Source organism: Brevibacillus sp. JB24b (assembly GCF_051713385.1).
In the GTDB taxonomy this organism is placed as follows: domain Bacteria; phylum Bacillota; class Bacilli; order Brevibacillales; family Brevibacillaceae; genus Brevibacillus_B; species Brevibacillus_B laterosporus.
Genome location: NZ_JBNVQV010000001.1, coordinates 3,723,152 through 3,742,883, shown reverse-complemented (window position 1 = coordinate 3,742,883; position 19,732 = coordinate 3,723,152). Strand labels below are relative to the sequence as shown.

20 protein-coding genes are annotated in these 19,732 nt (G+C 39.5%); 9 read left to right on the top strand and 11 right to left on the bottom strand.

What is annotated here, in order from left to right:
* Nucleotides 1-20: 20 nt before the first annotated feature.
* On the bottom strand, nt 21-1,226 hold the full coding sequence (locus tag ACQV1I_RS17470) for a S8 family peptidase (RefSeq protein ID WP_094699445.1): 1,206 nt from the start codon (nt 1,224-1,226) through the stop codon (nt 21-23).
* A 1,121-nt stretch (nt 1,227-2,347) separates the two neighbouring features.
* On the opposite strand from ACQV1I_RS17470, the gene ACQV1I_RS17465 reads away from it, so the two are divergent.
* The 3 genes from ACQV1I_RS17465 to ACQV1I_RS17455 all read left to right on the top strand — a co-directional run bounded on the left by ACQV1I_RS17465 (nt 2,348) and on the right by ACQV1I_RS17455 (nt 6,364).
* Nucleotides 2,348-3,340, top strand: a complete 993-nt coding sequence (locus tag ACQV1I_RS17465; protein WP_116333381.1) for an ornithine cyclodeaminase family protein — start codon at nt 2,348-2,350, stop codon at nt 3,338-3,340.
* A 387-nt stretch (nt 3,341-3,727) separates the two neighbouring features.
* Complete coding sequence (locus ACQV1I_RS17460; RefSeq protein WP_094699443.1) at nt 3,728-4,339, top strand: YhcN/YlaJ family sporulation lipoprotein; 612 nt, start codon at nt 3,728-3,730, stop codon at nt 4,337-4,339.
* Nucleotides 4,340-4,687: 348 nt separating this feature from the next.
* A complete protein-coding gene (locus ACQV1I_RS17455) occupies nt 4,688-6,364 on the top strand; it encodes a GGDEF domain-containing response regulator (protein ID WP_116333380.1) in 1,677 nt (558 codons plus the stop codon).
* A 157-nt stretch (nt 6,365-6,521) separates the two neighbouring features.
* Here the strand turns inward: ACQV1I_RS17455 and ACQV1I_RS17450 are convergent, their stop codons facing one another.
* Complete coding sequence (locus ACQV1I_RS17450; protein WP_018670759.1) at nt 6,522-6,971, bottom strand: MarR family winged helix-turn-helix transcriptional regulator; 450 nt, start codon at nt 6,969-6,971, stop codon at nt 6,522-6,524.
* 316 nt (nt 6,972-7,287) lie between these two features.
* Between ACQV1I_RS17450 and ACQV1I_RS17445 the strand changes: the two genes are divergently transcribed.
* From ACQV1I_RS17445 to ACQV1I_RS17430, 4 genes are all read left to right on the top strand, one after another.
* Complete coding sequence (locus tag ACQV1I_RS17445) at nt 7,288-7,680, top strand: VOC family protein (protein WP_104065179.1); 393 nt, start codon at nt 7,288-7,290, stop codon at nt 7,678-7,680.
* A 179-nt stretch (nt 7,681-7,859) separates the two neighbouring features.
* Nucleotides 7,860-8,579 (top strand): GGDEF domain-containing protein, encoded by a 720-nt coding sequence (locus ACQV1I_RS17440; RefSeq protein ID WP_116333379.1) that lies wholly within the window; start codon nt 7,860-7,862, stop codon nt 8,577-8,579.
* A gap of 431 nt (nt 8,580-9,010) precedes the next feature.
* Nucleotides 9,011-9,628 (top strand): DUF47 domain-containing protein, encoded by a 618-nt coding sequence (locus ACQV1I_RS17435; protein ID WP_018670762.1) that lies wholly within the window; start codon nt 9,011-9,013, stop codon nt 9,626-9,628.
* A complete protein-coding gene (locus tag ACQV1I_RS17430; RefSeq protein ID WP_094699440.1) occupies nt 9,621-10,628 on the top strand; it encodes an inorganic phosphate transporter in 1,008 nt (335 codons plus the stop codon). The genes ACQV1I_RS17435 and ACQV1I_RS17430 overlap by 8 nt, the downstream gene beginning before the upstream one ends.
* A gap of 33 nt (nt 10,629-10,661) precedes the next feature.
* Here the strand turns inward: ACQV1I_RS17430 and ACQV1I_RS17425 are convergent, their stop codons facing one another.
* The 4 genes from ACQV1I_RS17425 to ACQV1I_RS17410 form a co-directional block, all read right to left on the bottom strand.
* On the bottom strand, nt 10,662-10,901 hold the full coding sequence (locus ACQV1I_RS17425; RefSeq protein ID WP_018670764.1) for a hypothetical protein: 240 nt from the start codon (nt 10,899-10,901) through the stop codon (nt 10,662-10,664).
* A 164-nt stretch (nt 10,902-11,065) separates the two neighbouring features.
* Entirely contained in the window at nt 11,066-11,860 is a 795-nt protein-coding gene (lgt, locus tag ACQV1I_RS17420) for a prolipoprotein diacylglyceryl transferase (RefSeq protein ID WP_094699439.1), read from the bottom strand.
* A gap of 132 nt (nt 11,861-11,992) precedes the next feature.
* Nucleotides 11,993-12,889, bottom strand: coding sequence for a non-homologous end-joining DNA ligase (gene ligD, locus ACQV1I_RS17415; protein ID WP_094699438.1), 897 nt, complete (start codon nt 12,887-12,889; stop codon nt 11,993-11,995).
* A 31-nt stretch (nt 12,890-12,920) separates the two neighbouring features.
* On the bottom strand, nt 12,921-13,496 hold the full coding sequence (locus ACQV1I_RS17410; protein ID WP_094699437.1) for a pyridoxamine 5'-phosphate oxidase family protein: 576 nt from the start codon (nt 13,494-13,496) through the stop codon (nt 12,921-12,923).
* Nucleotides 13,497-13,639: 143 nt separating this feature from the next.
* Between ACQV1I_RS17410 and ACQV1I_RS17405 the strand changes: the two genes are divergently transcribed.
* Nucleotides 13,640-15,112, top strand: a complete 1,473-nt coding sequence (locus ACQV1I_RS17405) for a PLP-dependent aminotransferase family protein (protein ID WP_094699436.1) — start codon at nt 13,640-13,642, stop codon at nt 15,110-15,112.
* Here the strand turns inward: ACQV1I_RS17405 and ACQV1I_RS17400 are convergent.
* The 3 genes from ACQV1I_RS17400 to ACQV1I_RS17390 are packed head-to-tail and all read right to left on the bottom strand — an operon-like array spanning nt 15,097 to nt 17,513.
* Complete coding sequence (locus ACQV1I_RS17400) at nt 15,097-16,035, bottom strand: ATP-dependent DNA ligase (RefSeq protein WP_094699435.1); 939 nt, start codon at nt 16,033-16,035, stop codon at nt 15,097-15,099. The genes ACQV1I_RS17405 and ACQV1I_RS17400 overlap by 16 nt on opposite strands.
* A gap of 56 nt (nt 16,036-16,091) precedes the next feature.
* Nucleotides 16,092-16,814, bottom strand: coding sequence for a polymer-forming cytoskeletal protein (locus tag ACQV1I_RS17395; protein WP_094699434.1), 723 nt, complete (start codon nt 16,812-16,814; stop codon nt 16,092-16,094).
* Nucleotides 16,815-17,513: a YhbD family protein gene (locus ACQV1I_RS17390; protein WP_201747391.1), complete on the bottom strand. Its 699-nt coding sequence runs from the start codon at nt 17,511-17,513 to the stop codon at nt 16,815-16,817.
* A 106-nt stretch (nt 17,514-17,619) separates the two neighbouring features.
* Here ACQV1I_RS17390 and ACQV1I_RS17385 point away from each other — a divergent pair, with 106 nt between their 5' ends.
* Nucleotides 17,620-18,165, top strand: coding sequence for a glutathione peroxidase (locus ACQV1I_RS17385; RefSeq protein WP_116333377.1), 546 nt, complete (start codon nt 17,620-17,622; stop codon nt 18,163-18,165).
* A gap of 75 nt (nt 18,166-18,240) precedes the next feature.
* On the opposite strand, the gene ACQV1I_RS17380 is transcribed toward ACQV1I_RS17385, so the two are convergent.
* Nucleotides 18,241-19,215, bottom strand: a complete 975-nt coding sequence (locus ACQV1I_RS17380; RefSeq protein ID WP_094699432.1) for a Ku protein — start codon at nt 19,213-19,215, stop codon at nt 18,241-18,243.
* Nucleotides 19,216-19,295: 80 nt separating this feature from the next.
* Nucleotides 19,296-19,439: a hypothetical protein gene (locus ACQV1I_RS17375; RefSeq protein WP_018670774.1), complete on the bottom strand. Its 144-nt coding sequence runs from the start codon at nt 19,437-19,439 to the stop codon at nt 19,296-19,298.
* Between the last annotated feature and the right edge of the window lie 293 nt (nt 19,440-19,732).

The following is a 19,732-nucleotide window of genomic DNA, read 5'->3' as shown; positions in this document are numbered from 1 at the left end:
AGATCACGTTGTGCAGTTAATTAAAATCCGTTAACTGCTTTGTATGCATTTACGCGACCATTTAGGTAGCTAGAGCCTGTAACAGGTGTTTGATCAGCTGTAGATAGTACACGATCAACGATTTGTTGGTTTGTAGCACCAGGTTGTTTACCCCAAGTTAATGCTAGAACAGATACGGCAACTGGAGTAGCCATGGACGTACCAGACATATTGGTGTAGCCACTGTTTTTGTAAGTGGAGTATACTGATACACCAGGAGCAGCAATGTCAACCCATTTTCCGTAGTTGGAGAAATAAGCAAGTCCATCATTAGAATCAGTAGCTGCTACAGCAAGTACGTTGTTGTAGGCAGCTGGGTAGGTAAGAGAGGAGGATCCGTTGTTACCTGCGGCAGCTACGATGATTTTGTTTTTGCCCCAAGCATAGTTAATGGCATCTTGGAAAGATTGTTGGAAAGAACCCCCACCAAGTGACATAGAGATGATGTCAGCTCCATTATCAGTAGCCCATGTTACACCATTGATGATGTCAGCCGTGTAGCCTGAACCTTGAGCATTTAGAACCTTTACCGGAATAATTTTAGCTGAACCATCAACACCGCTAACCCCAATACCATTGTCACCGATAGCTGCAGCTAGACCTGCGCAGTGCGTACCATGACCATGGTCATCATTAGGAGAAGTTACACCAGAGACAAAGCTCTTACCAGATAATAGGCTATTTTTTAGATCAGGATGGTCTAATTGAACACCAGTATCTAAGATAGCTATTTTCTTTTGGGACCCTTTAATAATATCCCATGCACCATATGAGTTAATTTTGTTGTGGTGCCATTGGCTACTGATTAGAGGATCGTTTGGTGTGTAATCTACATGATACAGCATGTTGTATTCAACGGATTCTACGTTTGGATCAGATAAATACTTTTGTTTGAATTCCTCAGCTTGTCCATCTGGAACTTTTACTAGTTGCCACTCTGACTTTCCATTGCCCAACTCCTCTACTTCTTCAGCACCTAAAGTAGAATGAATTTGTTCTGTGTTAATAGGTTCTAATGTGTGTTTGAATTTTACTAATATTTCGTCATCTTTAAATTCACCTGTTGCGGGAGCATCAGCGGTTTGTACTTGATGCTCAACTTTTTCAGTCATTGAAGCGAAAACATTGATAGGTAAGATAGTGGCTAACGCGGTGCAAAGAGATAGGACTTTTAGTGATTTCTTCATTTTTAACAACATCTCCTTTTAAAATATTTTGTTACTAGTCTAAATTATACGAAAATTACAAAAAAACACAATATATAACTTATCGACAAAAAATGTCTCAAAATATCATTTTATGTCGAAATGTTAATTTTAAAATAACAATCCAATTCATTATTATTTGAAGGTAGGCCTTGGTTTTCTGTAAAAAAATAAATAAAAGTTTGATATATCCGTGTTATATTAAGACAAGCTATATTTGTAAGCAACCTCGGACTGTAGAAACAATTTAGTAACATGTTAGGGAAATAAAGAAAAAATAGACTAAATTCGTTGAAATAAATTTATGGAATAATCAAAAAATATTAGAGTAAGCAGTGTGTTGTTGGATCTAAAAAACATAAATTGTAAATTTTAGAAAAATCAGGTTATTATTTACTTTCCATACACGATGGCTAGTACCAAATAAAAGATAGTCCTGAATTGCTGTAACGATTCAGATTGTATGGTGCACAACGATAGGATTTTTCCTGTTCCATTGTCTGAGACTTCCATGTAAAATCTGTGAGGTTCTTCGTTTAAGAATCTATATATATTCAGCCGGTGTTTTTCTTAGTAAGACTAGTACCTCATCTTGTTTGCCGTTATGGAGGCTATAGCTCGCACTTTTCTCACTTTGTTTGTGAGAGGAAAGAGCCTCTGTGGTCAAGTGAGGAGCTTTAAGGCTAATAGACTGAAAAAAGAATAAAAAAGCAGTGATGAAAAAATACGGAAAGTAAAAAATCGTGAGCAAACACTCACAACATTCACACTGATAATTGCATAGCAAGATACGAAGAGGAAAAGGTTAATTATATCCACTTTTTATTTATTATAAATACTTATTGAAGGTGTTGAAGTTTGTTTGCTACGTGTAAAAAATGGTAATGAATCGACTGAAATGGCGTTTTGTTAGGCAACATGAGTGGATTGGTACCATTTGAGAGCCTGGGATTATGGTGGGGACGACTTTGCTTGAAATTGGAATTCTTCTACCGAACAAAACGAATTATGATTGAATATCCAGCAGGAAAAGTCATTGCTTTTGCACAAATAGTAAAAAAGAGACGAATGGGTGGAAATTTAACAATCAAGGAGAGGATAGAATGCTGATTTTAAGGCAACAGGAAGTGAAGCAGCTGCTTAGCATGAAAGAAGCCATTGAAGCCGTAAAAAATTCCCTGATCGAATTTTCTAATAACAGAACCGTTAATCCAATTCGATTGTCTGTACCTGTGAAACAGGGAAACGGTACGGCCTTGTTTATGCCTGCTCTTGTACCAGCTATGGAGAGTCTTGGAATGAAGTATGTTTCGGTTTTTCCTGATAATAAGACAAAGGGGAAGTCTACCATTACAGGGCTCATGATCCTCTCTGATGTGAAGACGGGTGAACCACTTATGTTGTTAGATGCTTCTTATTTGACAATTGTACGTACGGGTGCGGCATCCGGTCTAGCTACCCAGTATCTAGCGCGTCAGGATGCCAGGATTCTTGGTGTGATTGGAACTGGGGCACAATCGCAGGGATTGATCTCTGCTATGCTAGCGGTTCGTCCGCTTAAGGAGATTCGGTTATATAATCGCACACAGCAAAAGGCAGAACAATGTAAAGCAGAGCTACAGCAGTCCCCACAAGGAAGAGATTTGCTGATACAAGTGGTACCAGAGGCAAATCAAGCTGTTGTGGGCGCAGATATTGTAATTACAGCAACCAATGCAATGAAGCCAGTTTTTTCGGCAGACGCAATATCGGCAGGGATTCACATCAATGCAGTAGGATCTTTTCAACCTAATATGCAAGAGATTCCTACAGAAGTAGTTACGAAGGCAAGTAAAGTGATTGTAGAAGCTAAAGAAGCCGCTTTAGAGGAAACGGGAGACTTGTTACTTCCTATACAGGAGGGAGTTTTTTCTAGCCAACATGTGCATGCAGAGTTAGGTGAGATTGCAGCCGGTCAAAAACCTGGGAGAGAAAAAGCGGATGAGATTACATTATTTAAATCAGTAGGCCTAGCTGTAATGGACGTGGTTGTGGCTCAGGCAATGTATAAGAAAGCGAAACAGGCGGGCGTAGGTCAAGAAATTGAGCTTGTGTAGACAACATGTGTAATCGCGAAAAGGAAAGGTAGTTAACTTGTACCTAATAGTACCAGAAAAGATCGGGATGTAATGTACACAAAGGAAGAGCAAATCATGGATAAACTAGGAAAATTCGGGCATCAATGGAGGTGCTTGGTCTTAATATCCATGATCGATGCCTGTATAAATATAACTAAAAAAGCTTAGAGAATAGGGTAATACGGGTAATACGTGAATGTTAGTATCGTGTAAACAAAGAGAATCGAAATGAAGATAGACCTCCTTTAGTAGCATAATTAGGGAGGTCTACTTGTTACATACTGGTTTCATAGAACTTTTACCATTCCTGTGAATCGAGTAAAACCCCCTTAAAACAAGCATGCTATAACTACTGGGGGTGTTAGCATGAAACAAATCTATACAGGCATTATATGGAGCTCAGCAATGGTACTGACCCTATCTTTACTGGGATGTTCTACTCATTCTCCAGGTGGCACGAATACGCAAATTGGCATTCAGGATTACAAAAGTGATCGTCGCAATAACCATGAGTTTGTAGAACCAGGACCAGTGAAGATGATGTACCAAGGAAAAAATACAAATAGCTATCAGTTAACCGCCGTGGAAGAACGCGCAAAAAAAGTACCTGGAGTTCTTGATGCAAAAGCGATTATTTATGGAGATACCATGGTAATCGGTGTGATCACGGATGGAACTCCTAACGGAAAGTATGAACGAAAACCGATCCAACGTGATCCAACGAGTGAACTTCGACCAAAGCTAAGTTTAAAATTAAATGTTGATGGACACGACAATCGCATTATTCGTGGAATACGAGACACATTAATTCGTCAGGATAAGGCACGTCTCGTCTTTATTACTCCTGATTATAAAATGTACAAGCGAATTCTATCTATTCATGACAGATTGTTGGCAGGCCAGTATGTTGACGATAATGAATTCAGACGTTTAATCAACGATGTAGGCGCATATACAGAAGGGTTCAGTGCTTACTAGAGATTGATAGGCATGCGGGTACTTGGTAAAGTACCTGCTACCTTGCTTTTAAGGGAAAGATACAGAATGATATCACACTTCACAAAAGTGATAAGAACATAGAGGGATTGATTGTGCGATTGGATATGTATTACAAGTAACAAAAATAACAATAAACTCGTCATATATTTGACAGCCAATACCCAGCAGATAAAACAATTACGACAGTTCCCACTTAAAAACAAGTAGCACTTTTATTGTTATGGTACCGTTCATTGAGTCTCACAATCGGTAACCAGTTTTACACAATGAAAGTCTCCTTGAACTGAAGGGGAGGGGAGCGGATAGAAGTGGATGTGACATGTTGCCATGACTACGAATAAAAATCAAAAACAGTTACATGAGGCCCGTAAGCTGTTTTTGCATGATTTAACAAATCAACTAAAGAGCATAGAGGAGCACCTGGGGCATTATGTGTATGAACAAAATTGGCAGTCGGCCCAAGAAATCTACCGCATTGCCCATACCTTGAAGGGGAGTGCACCTATCTTTGGATTAGTGGCAATTGGGAAAGTAGCTGATTTATTGGTGAAGGAATTTGAATGGACACAATCAGATTGTAGAATAAGATTAGCTCCGGAACAGCTTCGTATGGCTCACATGCTAATTAGTCAATTAAAAATGGAACAGAGCTTTAGTAAGGAAGAAATGTTACAAGAAGAAAAACAATGGAATGAAGAGGATCAGCTAGTAAATAAACAAGCATATCGATTACTTCTAATTGATGACGATGATGTTTTGCGAACCTATCTGGTCAAACGTCTCTCTCAAGAGGGATATCTAGTGGAAGCGGCAGCCAATGTGGAAGAGGCGAAGCATTTATTATGGGAGCGGACCTTTGATCTCATCATGTTAGATCTAATGATGCATCCTCAATCTGGATATGAAATTTTTGATTATGTGAGAAATGATCTCGTTTTAAAGTGGATTCCACTTGTCGTATTATCTGGAAAGAAAGATAGCAAGGATAAGATTAGGTGTTATCGGATGGGGGCGGATCATTACGTAACCAAACCCTTTCATTTTGAAGAACTGGAGGCCTGTATTTATCGCTTGCTTACCAGAACCCAGCACTATGAACACATGGCTTTCCGTGACCCGTTAACAGGAGTGAACAATCGACGTTATTTCGATCATCAGTTGCAGGTCGAATTGGCTCAAACCCGCAGGAAACAGGAACCCATTTCTATTGCTTTTATTGATATCGATTATTTTAAAAAGATTAATGATATATACGGACATCATATTGGTGACTTAGTATTACAAGGTTTAGGTCGTATCATACAGCAAAATTTACGTGCAACAGATTTATTAGCGCGATATGGCGGAGAAGAATTTGTAATCGCCTTCCCTGGCACATCTGCTAAACAGGCTACAATGGTGTTAGAACGAATCCGAGATCAGTTACAACAGGCTCCTGTTGTACAAATAGATGGGCAAGATTTTCATATTACTTTCTCGGCAGGTGTTGCTGATTGGGACAAAATGATGCCAAACCAAAAATGGTTGGAGCAGGCTGATCAAGCTATGTATGAGGCAAAGCGTCAAGGACGTAACCAAATTGTTAGGGTTAAGCTCGATATGGATGAACCTGAGAATGATTTGGAAGCAAATCAGAAAAAATGTTTGCTGATAGCTGACGATGATCAAATGATTCGTTCCATAATAAGAACAAAGCTTGCTCATCTAGGAGTAGATATCATAGAAGCAACAGATGGGGAAGAGGCGCTGGAAGCTATGAGAAATAAGCGACCACAGCTTTGTATTTTGGACGGAATTATGCCTAAAATAGATGGATTTTCATTGTTGAAGATAATTCGACAAGATCAGAATTTACGCAAGATGAGAATTATGATGCTTTCAGCACGAAATACGGAGAAAGATATCGTACAAGGATTGTCGTTAGGGGCAGACGATTATATGTCGAAACCGTTTTCAATGCTTGAATTGGAATTACGTGTAAAGAGATTGTTGTATGTCGAGTAATAACAAACATATATGTGTATAAAAAAGAGTAAGAGGCTTACTATCAAGAGATTCTTACTCTTTTTTCTGTAATAAAAAAGCATCATAAAAAAGTAAAGGCATCATTTCCTTGGAAATAATACCTTTAATCGACAAAAAGTAGCATGAAACCTAACGTTTATAAGTCGCCGGCACCTTTACGTAATTTAACTAACAAATGTAATAATTGTTGTTGTTCATCTTTTGATAGAGGGGCAAAAAAACTATTTTGATAGTGCTCACGGATTTTAATTAATGATTCTTCTACCATGCTCTGATACTTATCTACTAGTTTAACCACATAACTACGGGAATCTTGGGGATGTGCTTCCTTATAAATAAATCCCTTTTTAAATAAACCTGGCAAAATTCGGGAGATAGTCGTTTTGTCACGTAAGGTAATCTCCCCTAGTTCCGTTGGGGTAACACCATTTGTTTTATATAATACAGCAAGCATTTGCCACTGTTCAGGGGTTAGATCGTAAGGCTTTAATACCTTATTGGTTTCCTCACGGGTAAGCTGACCAATTCGGTGAAGATTATGACCTAAACTATTACATACATCAGCTAAGTACGAGCTAGGATTCATAAACAGGGTCCTTTCCATTCAAAAAGCATTTTCTTTTTATATAACCACAGATAGAAAACTTCGTCAAAGCGAGACACATAACGACTTTGTGTATAGTATAAGAAAACAGAAAAAGAAAAAGCGGATAAGATCGTATGATTTATAAGTACATTTCCTTTATCCATGAACAAATACTTTTTAAAAATCGTTGCATTTTAGAAGTGATTTATGAGATTGATGCTAGGGATTTTCAGCTTGTAGAACATTATCATAGGGAAAGAAATGATGATGGGGGAGCGAGTAAAACATGAATGAAAATGCAAATTTACATGAAAATATGAGAGTCACAGGCTTTAGTCATATCACTTTACAGGTCTCAAATCTGGAACAATCTCTACGTTTTTATTGTGAGAAATTGCAAATGAAACTGGTGCATCAAGGCAGAGCAGATGCTTACTTGGAATGGGGGAGTGCTTGGATATGTCTATTGGAAAGGCCGGAAATATTTCCGATCGAATTAGAACGACAGTATTTTCATCATTGTGCTTTCTATATGAACGAGGAGGATTTTGACAGAGCAGTGGAGTTATTACGTAAGAAGGAAATCACGATAGTAAAAGGTCCTATCCTTCGTGGAGGCGGCAAAAGTATATATTTTCATGATCCCGATAAGATTATGCTAGAACTACATACAAGCACTTTACATCAAAGGATGAGCAATTGGACCTAATTCGTTATTTGTGCCTTATTTTGGGAAAAGAACAGAAATATCCTTTTTCTGGGATGCTATAGGGAATGTTTCAACTTGAAATGAGTAGTATCAGTGGGTAAAATGAACTAAATGATATGGTTCTAAAGATTTACTCCTGATTGATATGAAACAGCGTCCAGCTTGAGGGAGGTATCAAATTGAGATATCGATATGGAGGAGCAGGTCTTGGATTTCTCCTCGGTTGCTTGTGGTGGTGGCTTGGCGCCGTTTCTCAGGTCTCTTTTCAAGCTGTTTATGTTCCAATTTTTTTAGCAGTTCTTCAGGGGGCAGGTGGCTTTTATTTTGGAAAAATACTTGAGGATTACAAAAAACAGGCTCATCATGATTCTCTAACAGAGGTTCTGGCTAATCGACAGTTTTTTAAGATGATGGACAGGGAAATTCAGAAAGCAAAAATCTACGAATATTCAGTCACGTTGCTGGTTATTGATCTGGATCATTTTAAAAAATACAATGATGAACATGGTCACTTGGAAGGCGATAAAATCTTGAAGCGATTCGCAAGGTTTTTACGTGAGAATGTAAGGGGAAACGATCTGGTTGGACGTTGGGGAGGAGAGGAATTTGTGGTTCTACTTCCGCATACTTGCCTAGAGGCAGGAGTGGATGTAGGTCTACGTTTGCAAAACAAAATTAGACAACAAATAGGTGAAGTGACGGTTAGTATAGGAGTGGCTTCCTATCCAGATCATGCTACTACAGCTGCCGAACTTACTGCCTATGCAGACCAAATTATGTATCAAGCAAAAAAACAACGTGATTGCTTATATTGTGGTCCAGTGGGTGGCGAGATAAAATTTTGGCATCGAGATACCAACCACGTTCCATTACATGAACATATACATGAATGTATGTAACAACGTACACAATAGAAATGAGAGGATGAAACCAGGATACTCCCTGGTTTTTTTTATGACACAAAAGAATGGAGATCATCTGATTCGAATGACCTATTGATTTGGCAAGCAAACATTTTGTTAACAATCTGTTATCTAATACCAAGAAATATCTAAATGATACCAGTTAATCTATGTATAAATTATAAATAAATGTAAATAAAGGTATTTTTTAATTATTTTTCGTGAAGGAAAGAAAGGATTTTTTTACAAAAAAACAGGAAATGAAATCGCTGAAAACCCTGTCATCTAGCGGTTTATGAAATCTTATTAATATCTTTACAAAAACTTAACATAGTTTTGTCGAATTTTGACTATAAATCAATTTACGTAGAAATACATGTTTTATATAATCGTAGAGGTGATAATTCTGAAGGAGTGAGATTTCTTCCATGATCAAATCTAACAAAACAACATTCTTCGATCTTTTTGAACAGCAGGCTGCGACTGTACATAAAGGTTCCCATCTCTTTTTTGAAATGGTTAGCAACTACCAAAATTTACAGGAGAGAGTAGCTGAAATTAAAGCAGTTGAAAAAGAAGGCGATGCTGTTGTTCGTCAAATAATGAACCAGTTAAACTCAACATTTATCACACCGTTGGAACGTGAGGATATTCACGCGTTGGCTCATACACTGGATTCCGTTATTGACTTGATTGATAGTACTGCAGAATGCATGTATCTCTACCAAGTGAAACAAGTAGACAAGCGTGTTCTAGCTCAAGCTAACATCTTACACCAACTAACCTCTAAACTAATTGAATTGATTCGCACTCTACGTAAGCTGGATCATAAAGTGGTAGAGGGTATCGCAAAAGATATTAAAGCTCTTGAACATGAATCAGACGCGAATTATCGCAAAATGGTATCTGAGCTGTTAAATACACCAGGGCAAGACCCAATTGAAGCGATTAAGCTGAAAGAGATTTATGAGAAACTGGAAGACTGTGCTGATTTTGCTGAGGATGTTTCTAATCTGGTTGAAGGGATTGTGCTGAAGAATGCTTAATCTGTCGCCAGAATTAATCATCCTGATTCTTGTGGTGATTATGGCTTTAAGCTTTGACTTTATCAATGGATTTCACGATACAGCCAATGCAATTGCTACCTCGGTGTCAACTCGTGCACTAAGCCCGCGTACGGCCATTCTTATGGCTGCTATCTTTAACTTGGTCGGTGCACTTACTTATACAGGTGTTGCCAAAACGATTGGTAGCGATATTGCTAATCCATTTGAATTGCAAAATGGTTTAGTCGTAGTACTAGCTGCATTGGTCGCTGCGATTCTTTGGAACCTAATTACTTGGTGGTTTGGGATTCCGAGCTCTTCATCGCATGCGTTAATCGGCGGAATTGCGGGTGCGGTTGTAGGAGCTGAAGGCTTTAGTGCGGTTAATTATGGTGGCTTTATAAAAATCATTCAGGGCTTGATTTTTTCCCCGCTTATTGCCTTTGTGATTGGATTTATTGTTATTAAGCTCGTTTCCAAAATCGTTGCTAACATGCCTTATCACAAGACTAATAGAGGCTTCCGTTATTTACAGGTGCTGTCTGCTTCTTGGCAAGCATTTAGCCATGGTGCGAATGATGCACAGAAGACGATGGGGATCATCACTTTTGCAATGGTTTCTGGTGGATTTGCTACAACAACAGATATTCCTCTATGGGTTAAGGTATCCGCCGCTCTTGCAATGGCATTTGGTACTTCTGTTGGTGGATGGAGAATTATCAAAACGCTAGGTGGAAAGATTATGAAGATCAAGCCGATTTCCGGTTTTTCTGCTGATATTTCCTCTGCGTTTATCATTACTCTATTTACGATCCTGAAATTGCCGGTTAGTACCACTCATGTTATTTCCTCCGCTATTATGGGGGTGGGTGCCTCGCAGAAATTCTCTGCTGTTAAGTGGGGGGTTGCGGGACGTATCGTCTTCACGTGGGTGATTACACTTCCAATAGTAGCTCTATTAGCTGCCATCAGCTATCGTGTTCTTGATGTATTTCTATAAGATTTTACAATAGTTAGGTTATAAAGCTAAAAGCTAGGACACTCCTGTTAAGCGTTGCCAGAGAGTGGGCCTAGCTTTTATTTCGATTTTTTGGATAGAATGAAAAGGAATATAACACAAGTTATTTTGACGGAGCAGGATTCCAGCACTGTCAAAATCATAAAACACTCCTTCTTCCGTATGATGGGAAGTAAGAGGATTCGAAGTGTTGGTTTGTTGATAATACACAATAACAAAGTGATCCAGATATTCCTCTAAAAGTTCACTGGTCATTCTTTCAGCCCTCCCTTATCAGAAATGCCTGTCGATTATGACTGTATATCCAGTATGACCTTTTCATATTTTTTTTAAACGAGCAAAAAACCCTTTAAAAAACAAAAGCATCCTGTCCCTCTTACGAAGAGACAAGGATGCTTTATTTTTAGTCATGGGTCTTGCTACATACTATCTTTTTGCTTGGAGCCAATCTTTTTTTGTCTACGATAGCAGTAAACCAGTACAATTAGACCTACAACCATCAGGGCGAGGCTCATTATTTGAGCAATACGCAAAGGTCCGAGATACAAAGAGTCTGTACGCATTCCTTCAATAAAGAAACGGCCAAATGAATATAAAATGAGGTAGCTACCTAAAATTTGACCATCAAATTTTTTGAACTGATACAGCATCAATAACAGTAGAGCTAGCACAAGCAGATTCCACAAGGATTCATACAAGAAAGTAGGGTGGTAGTATTGACCTTCAATGAACATTTGTTCGCGAATAAAGGCCGGGAAGTTAGACATGAATGCGGCAGAAGCGACATCGCCATGAGCTTCCTGATTCATAAAGTTACCCCAACGACCGATGGCTTGACCCAAGATAACACTTGGCATCATAGCATCTGCTAATGTAAGGAAAGGCAGATTGTATTTTTTTATATACAGAGCACCGGCGATAAATCCGCCAATTAATCCTCCGTGGATTGCCAGACCACCATTCCATACCTTAAAGATATCGAGCAAGTTATCTTTATACGTATTCCACTCAAAGGCTACATAATAAAGGCGAGCACAGATGATAGCGGCAGGAATAATCCAGACCACCATGTTTAAAATGTGATCGGGATCTATACCAGAGCGCTTGGCATTATAACGCGCGAGATATGTTCCTAGTAAAAAAGCAGTCCCCATAATAAGTCCATACCAATGGACATCTAAGCTTCCGATGGAAAAGGCAATCGGATCATACAAAGTGAATCTCCTCCTCATGTTTACTCATGGGGAAAGTATAACATAGAATACGCACGTATTTCCTCATGCATTCTCATGAAAGTTGTTTTTCTGTAAAGATAAGGGTTAAAACAAAAAATGCCTTTCAATATCTTACTTTAAAATATCTAAAATATGTGCTAGAGAGGATCGATTTTCTTGCTGTTGCAGGGGAAGAAATAAATCTCCTTTTTGCTTAATACGTTCAGGCATTGTATGGATGGTAAAATCACTGGGGTGTACACTTTCTATTTCTGACCAGCTTAAAGGGGCAGAGACCGTCGCTAGCTCCTTGGCTCTAGTCGTGTAGGGAGCGGGTAATGTTTTTCCACGCCAATGCTGTAAGTAATCGAGATATAACTTCGTTCCCCGATTCTTCGTGAGACGTTCAATTGTTAGTTTTTGAGGATACTTTTGCGTTAGATAGTTACAAATAAATTCTCCTACCTTTCGAGTCTGTTCAAAAGCATAGCCTGACTGAATAGGAATGTAGATTTGAATACCACTTGCCCCCGATGTTTTGGGATAGCTGTTGAGCTGTAACTCATCAAGAATTTCTTTTACATACAGGCTAGCCTCTATTGCATCTGTAAAATCGGGAGTGGATGGGTCGAGATCAAAAACTAATTCGGTAGGCCACTCCTGTTGGTAGGTATGAAAAGCAATATGCCATTCTAATACAGCTTGATTAGCCATCCAGATTAGGGTGGCTGTATCATTTAACAATGCATAGGTGATGGAGCCATCTACAGCACGTAAAATCCAATCTGGTGCATAGTCTGGAAGATTCTTTTGATAAAAGGATTTATCCTCGACCCCATGTGGATAGCGGATCACAGTTAAAAACCGATCAGTTGTATAAGGTAGCAAATAAGGCGCCATTTCTATGAGATATTGTAAATAAATGAGTTTGGTTACACCAGCTTTAGGCCATAGAGGCTTATTTGGATTTGTGATAACTAACTCTTTTCCTTCGATGTCTATACGATACTCTGTTGTAGCAATCGCCAAGAATAAACCCCTCCTGCTATTCGGATGTGCCTTATTCTTCCCGATTTTTCTGTGATTTCTTCACATCATCCGTTACTTTTTTGCCGGGATAAAAGAGTTTATGTTCTTTTAGTGGGTTTTCTTTGGCACTAATATGTGTCGGAACAATTTTAAACACGCCAACCGCACTGCCAAAAGGAGAGCGATATTGGGTGACGTGAGCCTCAGATAGGGAACGGTCAAAATAACCAGGTACATATTTGTCTAGCATAACTTGTAAAACTCCTGTAGCTTCTTTCGGATCGGTAATGAGTTCGATTTGTCCAAAAACAAGAACACTAAAATAAGCGGTATCCACGTGAGCGGGGATCGGATCTGATAGAGTGCCCCTCTCATGGCTGACGGTAAAACAAACCCGGGGATTCTTAGCCATCAACGTATTTTTTCGTCCTTCCATTGATCCATGAAAATAAATACAACCATTTGTCCAGACGAAATTGACAGGAATTACGTATGGTTCATCATGAAGGGAAAAGCCTACGTGACCGATAGAGGTGGTTTCTAAAAAATGCGTAATTGTTTGCTGATCATGAACTTCTTGTAGCGATCTTCTTAATGGATAGGACATGGTTTTTCCTCCTACTGAGTAAAGAATTCTTGACATACCAATTTGGATTACTTCATAATTGTCGTGAAAATCTGACCCTTTTCATAGAACCAGAATGAGAATTAATTATAGGGACAGATTTAGCTGGTATTCGGGGGTGCCATATGTTTCCCACCAAGAAAAAGATGCAACAAAAAAAGCCAATGTATCAGCAGTTATATGAAGCCATTAAAACTGAGATTGAAAATAATAGGTTAGTGTCCGGGAGTAAACTTTTATCAATTAGACAGATGGCCCAAGAATGGCAGGTGAGTCGAAATACAGTAGAGGCAGCTTATCATCAATTACTTGACGAAGGCTACGTGAAAAGCAAAGAGAAAAGCGGGTATTATGTGGAGGATTTATTGGCTGATGGGTGGGCCAAGGATGTGACACTGGAAGTAGTGAAGCATTCCGCAAGGTTGGTGGATGAGCCAGATGATGTAGTAGCCCCTGCTCGATATGATTTTGTATATGGTAAGGTGGATGGAAATGTATTTCCATTAAAACAATGGAGAGCCTGTATGGAGGAAGCGATGCAATTCGAATTAGATCGAACGGAGGCATATGGCGAATATCAGGGAGAATCACTGTTGCGGGAGGCATTGGTTACGTATGTATATCAGGCCAGAGGTATTAGATGTGGAGTAGAGCAAATTTTTATTGGATCAGGTACGCAACAGCTATTAAGCTTGTTATGCCAGACTGTCTTTCGTGATAAATCTGTCGTAGCGATGGAAGATCCAGGATATGATCAGGTGCGTCATGTATTTCATTCACATGAAATGTCAGTACTACCGATTCAGTTGGATAAGGATGGTATTCGCTTAGATCAATTGATGGCAAGTAAGGCTGATATTGCCTACGTCACCCCATCTCATCAATACCCCTATGGGATGGTCATGTCTATTGTACGACGACTGCAATTAATTGCTTGGGCAAACGAAACAGGGGCTTATCTGATTGAAGATGATTACGACGGAGAATTTCGTTATGGCACGAAGCCTATCCCAGCCTTGAAAGCGTTAGATAACAATGAGCAGATCATTTATTTTGGCACAGCCTCTAAGGTGTTATTGCCATCCCTGCGAATTAGTTACATGATCTTACCTCAAAGCTTGGTTACCCAGTACCAGGAGATATGGAAAAAGTATCTACAGACTGCTCCAAGAGTGATTCAATATGCACTTGCCTTGTTCATACAAAAAGGGGAGTGGACTCGGCACATCAGACGTATGCGAAATCTGTATGCAAAAAAGCATCGCATTTTGCTTCAAACACTAACGAAAACAATGGGAGAGCAAATCGAAATTATCGGGAGTGAAGCTGGTTTACATATCTTGATTCGCATCCATACAACTTATACAGAGGATGAATTGATTCAACGGGCTAGGAAACAGGACTGTCAGGTCTATTCCATCAAGCAGTATTATCAACATGGGGGACAACGAAAAAACTCAGAAACATCTGAGTACCCTGTACTTCTGTTAGGCTTTGGTGCCATTCCAATCGAAGAGATAACACCAGGAATAGAAGCACTATATAAAGCTTGGTGGGGAAGTGATCATACATCAGCAAGCCATCATAAATCAAACTGACATGACTGGGGAGGTACTTCGACAAAGGCTTGAATACTTGGTTGTCGTAATGTTAAACCGTCTGTCCACTCAGCAAAATGAACTTTTACAGTTAGTTCAGGTGCAATCCAACTAGCATCTTTATAGCGAACAGGACGATTTATGAAAGGCATTTCTTTTTGAATGAGCGGCTTGATAAATTGTGTTAATGCTAGCCAATCAGCGTTTGTCAGTTTTCCTGTACCAGCATGACCAATATAGTTCAAGTGACCATCAGGTGTGTAAAGACCTAGAAGAAGGGAGTTGACTACTTGATCGCGAAACGTAACACCGCCGACAACTGCAAGTAGGTCACGGTAATATTTTTTCTTTTGCCAACGCTTATCTTTTCCATTGATGAGGTAGCTACTCGTTAGATCTTTTAGAACAACCCCTTCTAGTTGATGCTGTTGCACGACCTTATACAGCGCCTGTCCGTCGGGATGGCTGGTTACGAGTTGAATATGTTCAGTAGGCTCGATCCACTGTTGTAACAGTTCTAACCGATCGCGGAGGGGGAGGTGATTGACCCAGTCCCCATTAACAAATAGGATATCAAAGATCATATAAGTAATGGGCACCTGGGATTGTACATGAGGTACTTTTTCAAGACGACGAATTCCGTCTCTACGCATTACTTCATGAAAGGATGGCTTTCCTGTAGAACCAAGGGAAATTACTTCACCGTCTAGAATAATGGAACTGGCTGAACAATACGTAGCGATATTTGTGATTTCAGGATAGTGCCAGGTTCTTTCATTATTTCTTCTGTTAAAAAGCTGCACCTGTTGACCGTCAAAATAAGTTAAGATGCGAACACCGTCCCATTTAATCTGGGCTATCCATTCAGAGCCTTGAGGAATGCTTTCACAAATGGTTGGTTCAAACGGAATGATTGGGTTCATATGCCACCTCGTAACAATGGGATGATTGGATATACAGATCGCTTTTCTAACAGATATTATTGCTGTTGTACCTTTTCCTTCACGTTTGCTTTATCGTCGCAAATAAGGCTAGTTTTATATTCTACTAGCTGAATTTCGCATCCAGGACCCAAGGTGATATGATTGCCTCGGACAATGGTTGCTTTGGTATCTTCAAGATAAATATCGTCACCTTCAATGATATGCGTAGTTAGGCAGTTGGTAAAAAACGGGCGAAGTAGGGAAGGGAGGAAGGAGCCTTTTCGTCTTACTTCAATATGCTCACCGCCTATTTCCTTTGCTCTGCATTCACCACTTGGTTGAATATAAATTCGTCCAGCGTTCAGTAATCCGTCGATTTGAAAGCAACCATATGTCTGAAAAGACTCCGCTTCACAATCACCAGCAATTTTAGTATAACCACGTACTCTCATCTCTTCCCCATGGCAAGAGCCTTCCACGAGAATGCTACCATCAATGTTAATTTCTTGACCTTTAATCTGACCATTTACTTTTGTATTTCCACTAATTTTCATGATTTGGCTTTCAACGTTTCCATGAATAGAGGAGTTACCTCGTACGACGAAGGTTTCGGACTCTACATCTCCATCCACAGTGGCGTGCCCTGCGCAAGAAAATTCCCTACATACAAGATCAGTCGTTATTTTTGCACTACCTGCTATTTTGACGGAATGAAATGTTCCTCCAGGTACTTTCATAGATCCATTGATTACGAGATCATCTGGTTCTCTTTTTACCATTTACAACTCCTCCTTGAGTATGTCCCATTTTTGTTTTAAATTTTCGAGTAAAACGGGAAGCGAAAGACGCGCAACAATGCGAGCATCCTCTTCCCAATATATTTCGTCAGGGGACATTGTTAATAAACAGATTGACATGCCCATTTTTCTAACGAGAATGAGTTCAGTAGCTTTTCCCTGTAAAGAAGCATCGTTGGCTGCATAGGTACGTAGAACGGTTTTGGCTTCCTCCTGACTACACTCACCACTGAGAAGTAATTGATCAACAGTGTACAAGGATAGGACTATTTCAAAAGGATATTCCTGCTGTTGAGCAAAACATTCTTCATATAGCTGAAGTGAAATCGGTGTAACAATGTTTCGAGAAAGGATGCTTTGCCGGCTGATTGAATGATTTAAGGGAATGGGTGAGAACATATCTGCCAATTCATCCAGTGACAGATCATCTTTCATGCTTAGAATTTTGTTCACTCGATGAAGGATTTCTTGTTTAGGAAAAAAAGTCTCTTGCCCTGTAAAGGTTGATTTACGAATAAACCAGTCCTCGGGAATTAAATTTTTTCGTTTCCAGCGGTAAAGCTGACCATAGGAGATTCCGGTTTGCTCTAACAATTCTTTTTTTGAAAGCAATTCCTGATTAATCGGGGTGACCTCCTTATATAAGGATGATATTTTATTTTGTGTAAATGATCGTAACATAACAATGTTACGTTGTAAATGCAAAAAAAACTGTATCAAAGTGCAAAAGTAATTGCGAGATTTTATTTAGAATGATTATAATGTAATGGAGAGGATGGTGAAGAGTTTGAGCATATTTAACTTTTCCGTACAAACGATGAATGAGGAAACAGTGTCATTAGAACGTTATAAAGGTAAGGTTTTACTCATTGTTAATACAGCTAGCAAATGTGGCTTTACACCTCAATATACAGATTTACAAAAGCTGTACGATCGTTATCAGGACCAAGGCTTAGAAATTTTAGGATTTCCTTGCAATCAATTTGAGCAACAAGAACCAGGAAATAACAAGGAAATTGCTCAGTTTTGTGAGTTAAATTATGGAGTGAAATTCCCTGTATTTGCAAAAATGGATGTAAAGGGAACGAATGCGAGCCTACTATTCCGCTACCTATGTCAGGAAATTCCGTTTGCTGGTTTTGATGAGTCACAGGCATCTGGTCGGCTTTTACATATGTTTTTGCAAGAAAAGTTTCCTGAGACATTGATGGATGACTCCATAAAATGGAATTTCACAAAATTTTTAGTGGATCGTGAAGGGAATGTAGTGGACCGTTTTGAGTCGCCAATTGAGCCAATGGATTTGGAAACCCCAATTAAGAATTTATTATAGAAATAATAGTCAATAGAAAGTAAAAACGAAAAAGCTGAGAGCAACCAGCTGAGCCCTCAGCTTTTTCGTTATTGATTAGGAAGTCGGTGTTTGTGTTTTTTTGCGTCGTAGGGCTTTTGTTACGGTAGTTGAGCTGGTATCAGGAGACAGCTCTGTTGTAGCCGTAGTCGCAGATGCTCTACCTTTCTTTTTGGGGTTCTGAGCTATAGGGCGTGGCTCAGGATAACGTTCCACTATGTCACGGTTCTCTTTTGTTTCTTTCGTAGCCAAGCCTGGTGGTGTTTCAGCTTGTGCCAAGCTTTCTTTTAACGCCTGCATGAGATCAATGACATTGGCTCGTGGTGCGGAAGGAGCCGTTGCCACTTCTTTACCTTCCAGCTTTTTCTGAATGAGTTCTTGTAAATGTTGTCGGTACGTATCTTGGTAATGTTCAGGATGGAAGGGACGAGACATGCTTTCGACTAATTGAATGGCCATAGCTAGCTCGCTCTCGACTAAGGGGGCATCTGCTTGAGGGAGAGCTGGTACTTGAGCTAAAGAGCGTACCTCATCTGGATAAAAGATCGTTTCTAACACCATACCGTTTTCATATATACGTAATACGGCCAAGCTTTCTTTATTACGCAAAGTGATTCTAGCGATTGCAATTTTACCTGTCTGTTGTAGAGCGACTCTTAGTAGGGAATAAGCTTTTTCTCCCGTTTCCTGTGGGGAGAGATAGTAGCTTTTATCAAAGTAAATTGGGTCGATTTCGGACAACTGAACAAAATCGACAATTTCAATAGCCCGTTTTGTTTCTGGGGCAATCTTGTCTAAATCTTCCTCTTGAATCATAACAAAATTACCTTTTTCATATTCGTATCCTTTTATGATTTCATCGGAAGCTACTTCACGATCACATGTCGGGCAAACCTTGGAGTACCGAATCGGCGTGTGGCACTCCTTATGCAATTGACGAAACCGAATATCTCGATCTTCCGTTGCTGTAAACATACGCACAGGGATGTTGACCAAACCAAAACTAATGGAACCTTTCCAAACGGTGTGCATAAAAAACGCCTCCTTATAAAAATAGTATCCACAAGGAGGCATGATGTATTGGCATGTAACTTTTGGGACGCCTATAATAATTATTGGTTATGCTTTTTGACGTCAGCAAGATCTGCTTGCGATTGCATATCACGGGCACGTTCAATACCAACACCAGTGCGATCTGCTTGCGATTGAGCTTTAGAAGCTTTAATTTTACGTTCTGATGGATTTTTAGCAGCCATGTTGGGCCCTCCTTATATTCTTTATGAATGGGGACGTTTACTAATATCCCTGTTTTGAACAAAAAAATACCCCACTTCTTCTTAAGAAGAGTGAGGCAGTCATTCAAGCTGTTTCCACGCGGGAAACCTGTCACCATCATGCTCCTATCTACATGAGGTGTCAACTGAACTGACTTCAATTATGGGAGAGGAGAAACCGGAGGAAGAGCTTATGGGGAAACGTAAGTCTTCTCCGCGGTTGTCAGCGACACCATAGCATCGCTTGTAACACATTTTTACCAGCAAACTGGTAA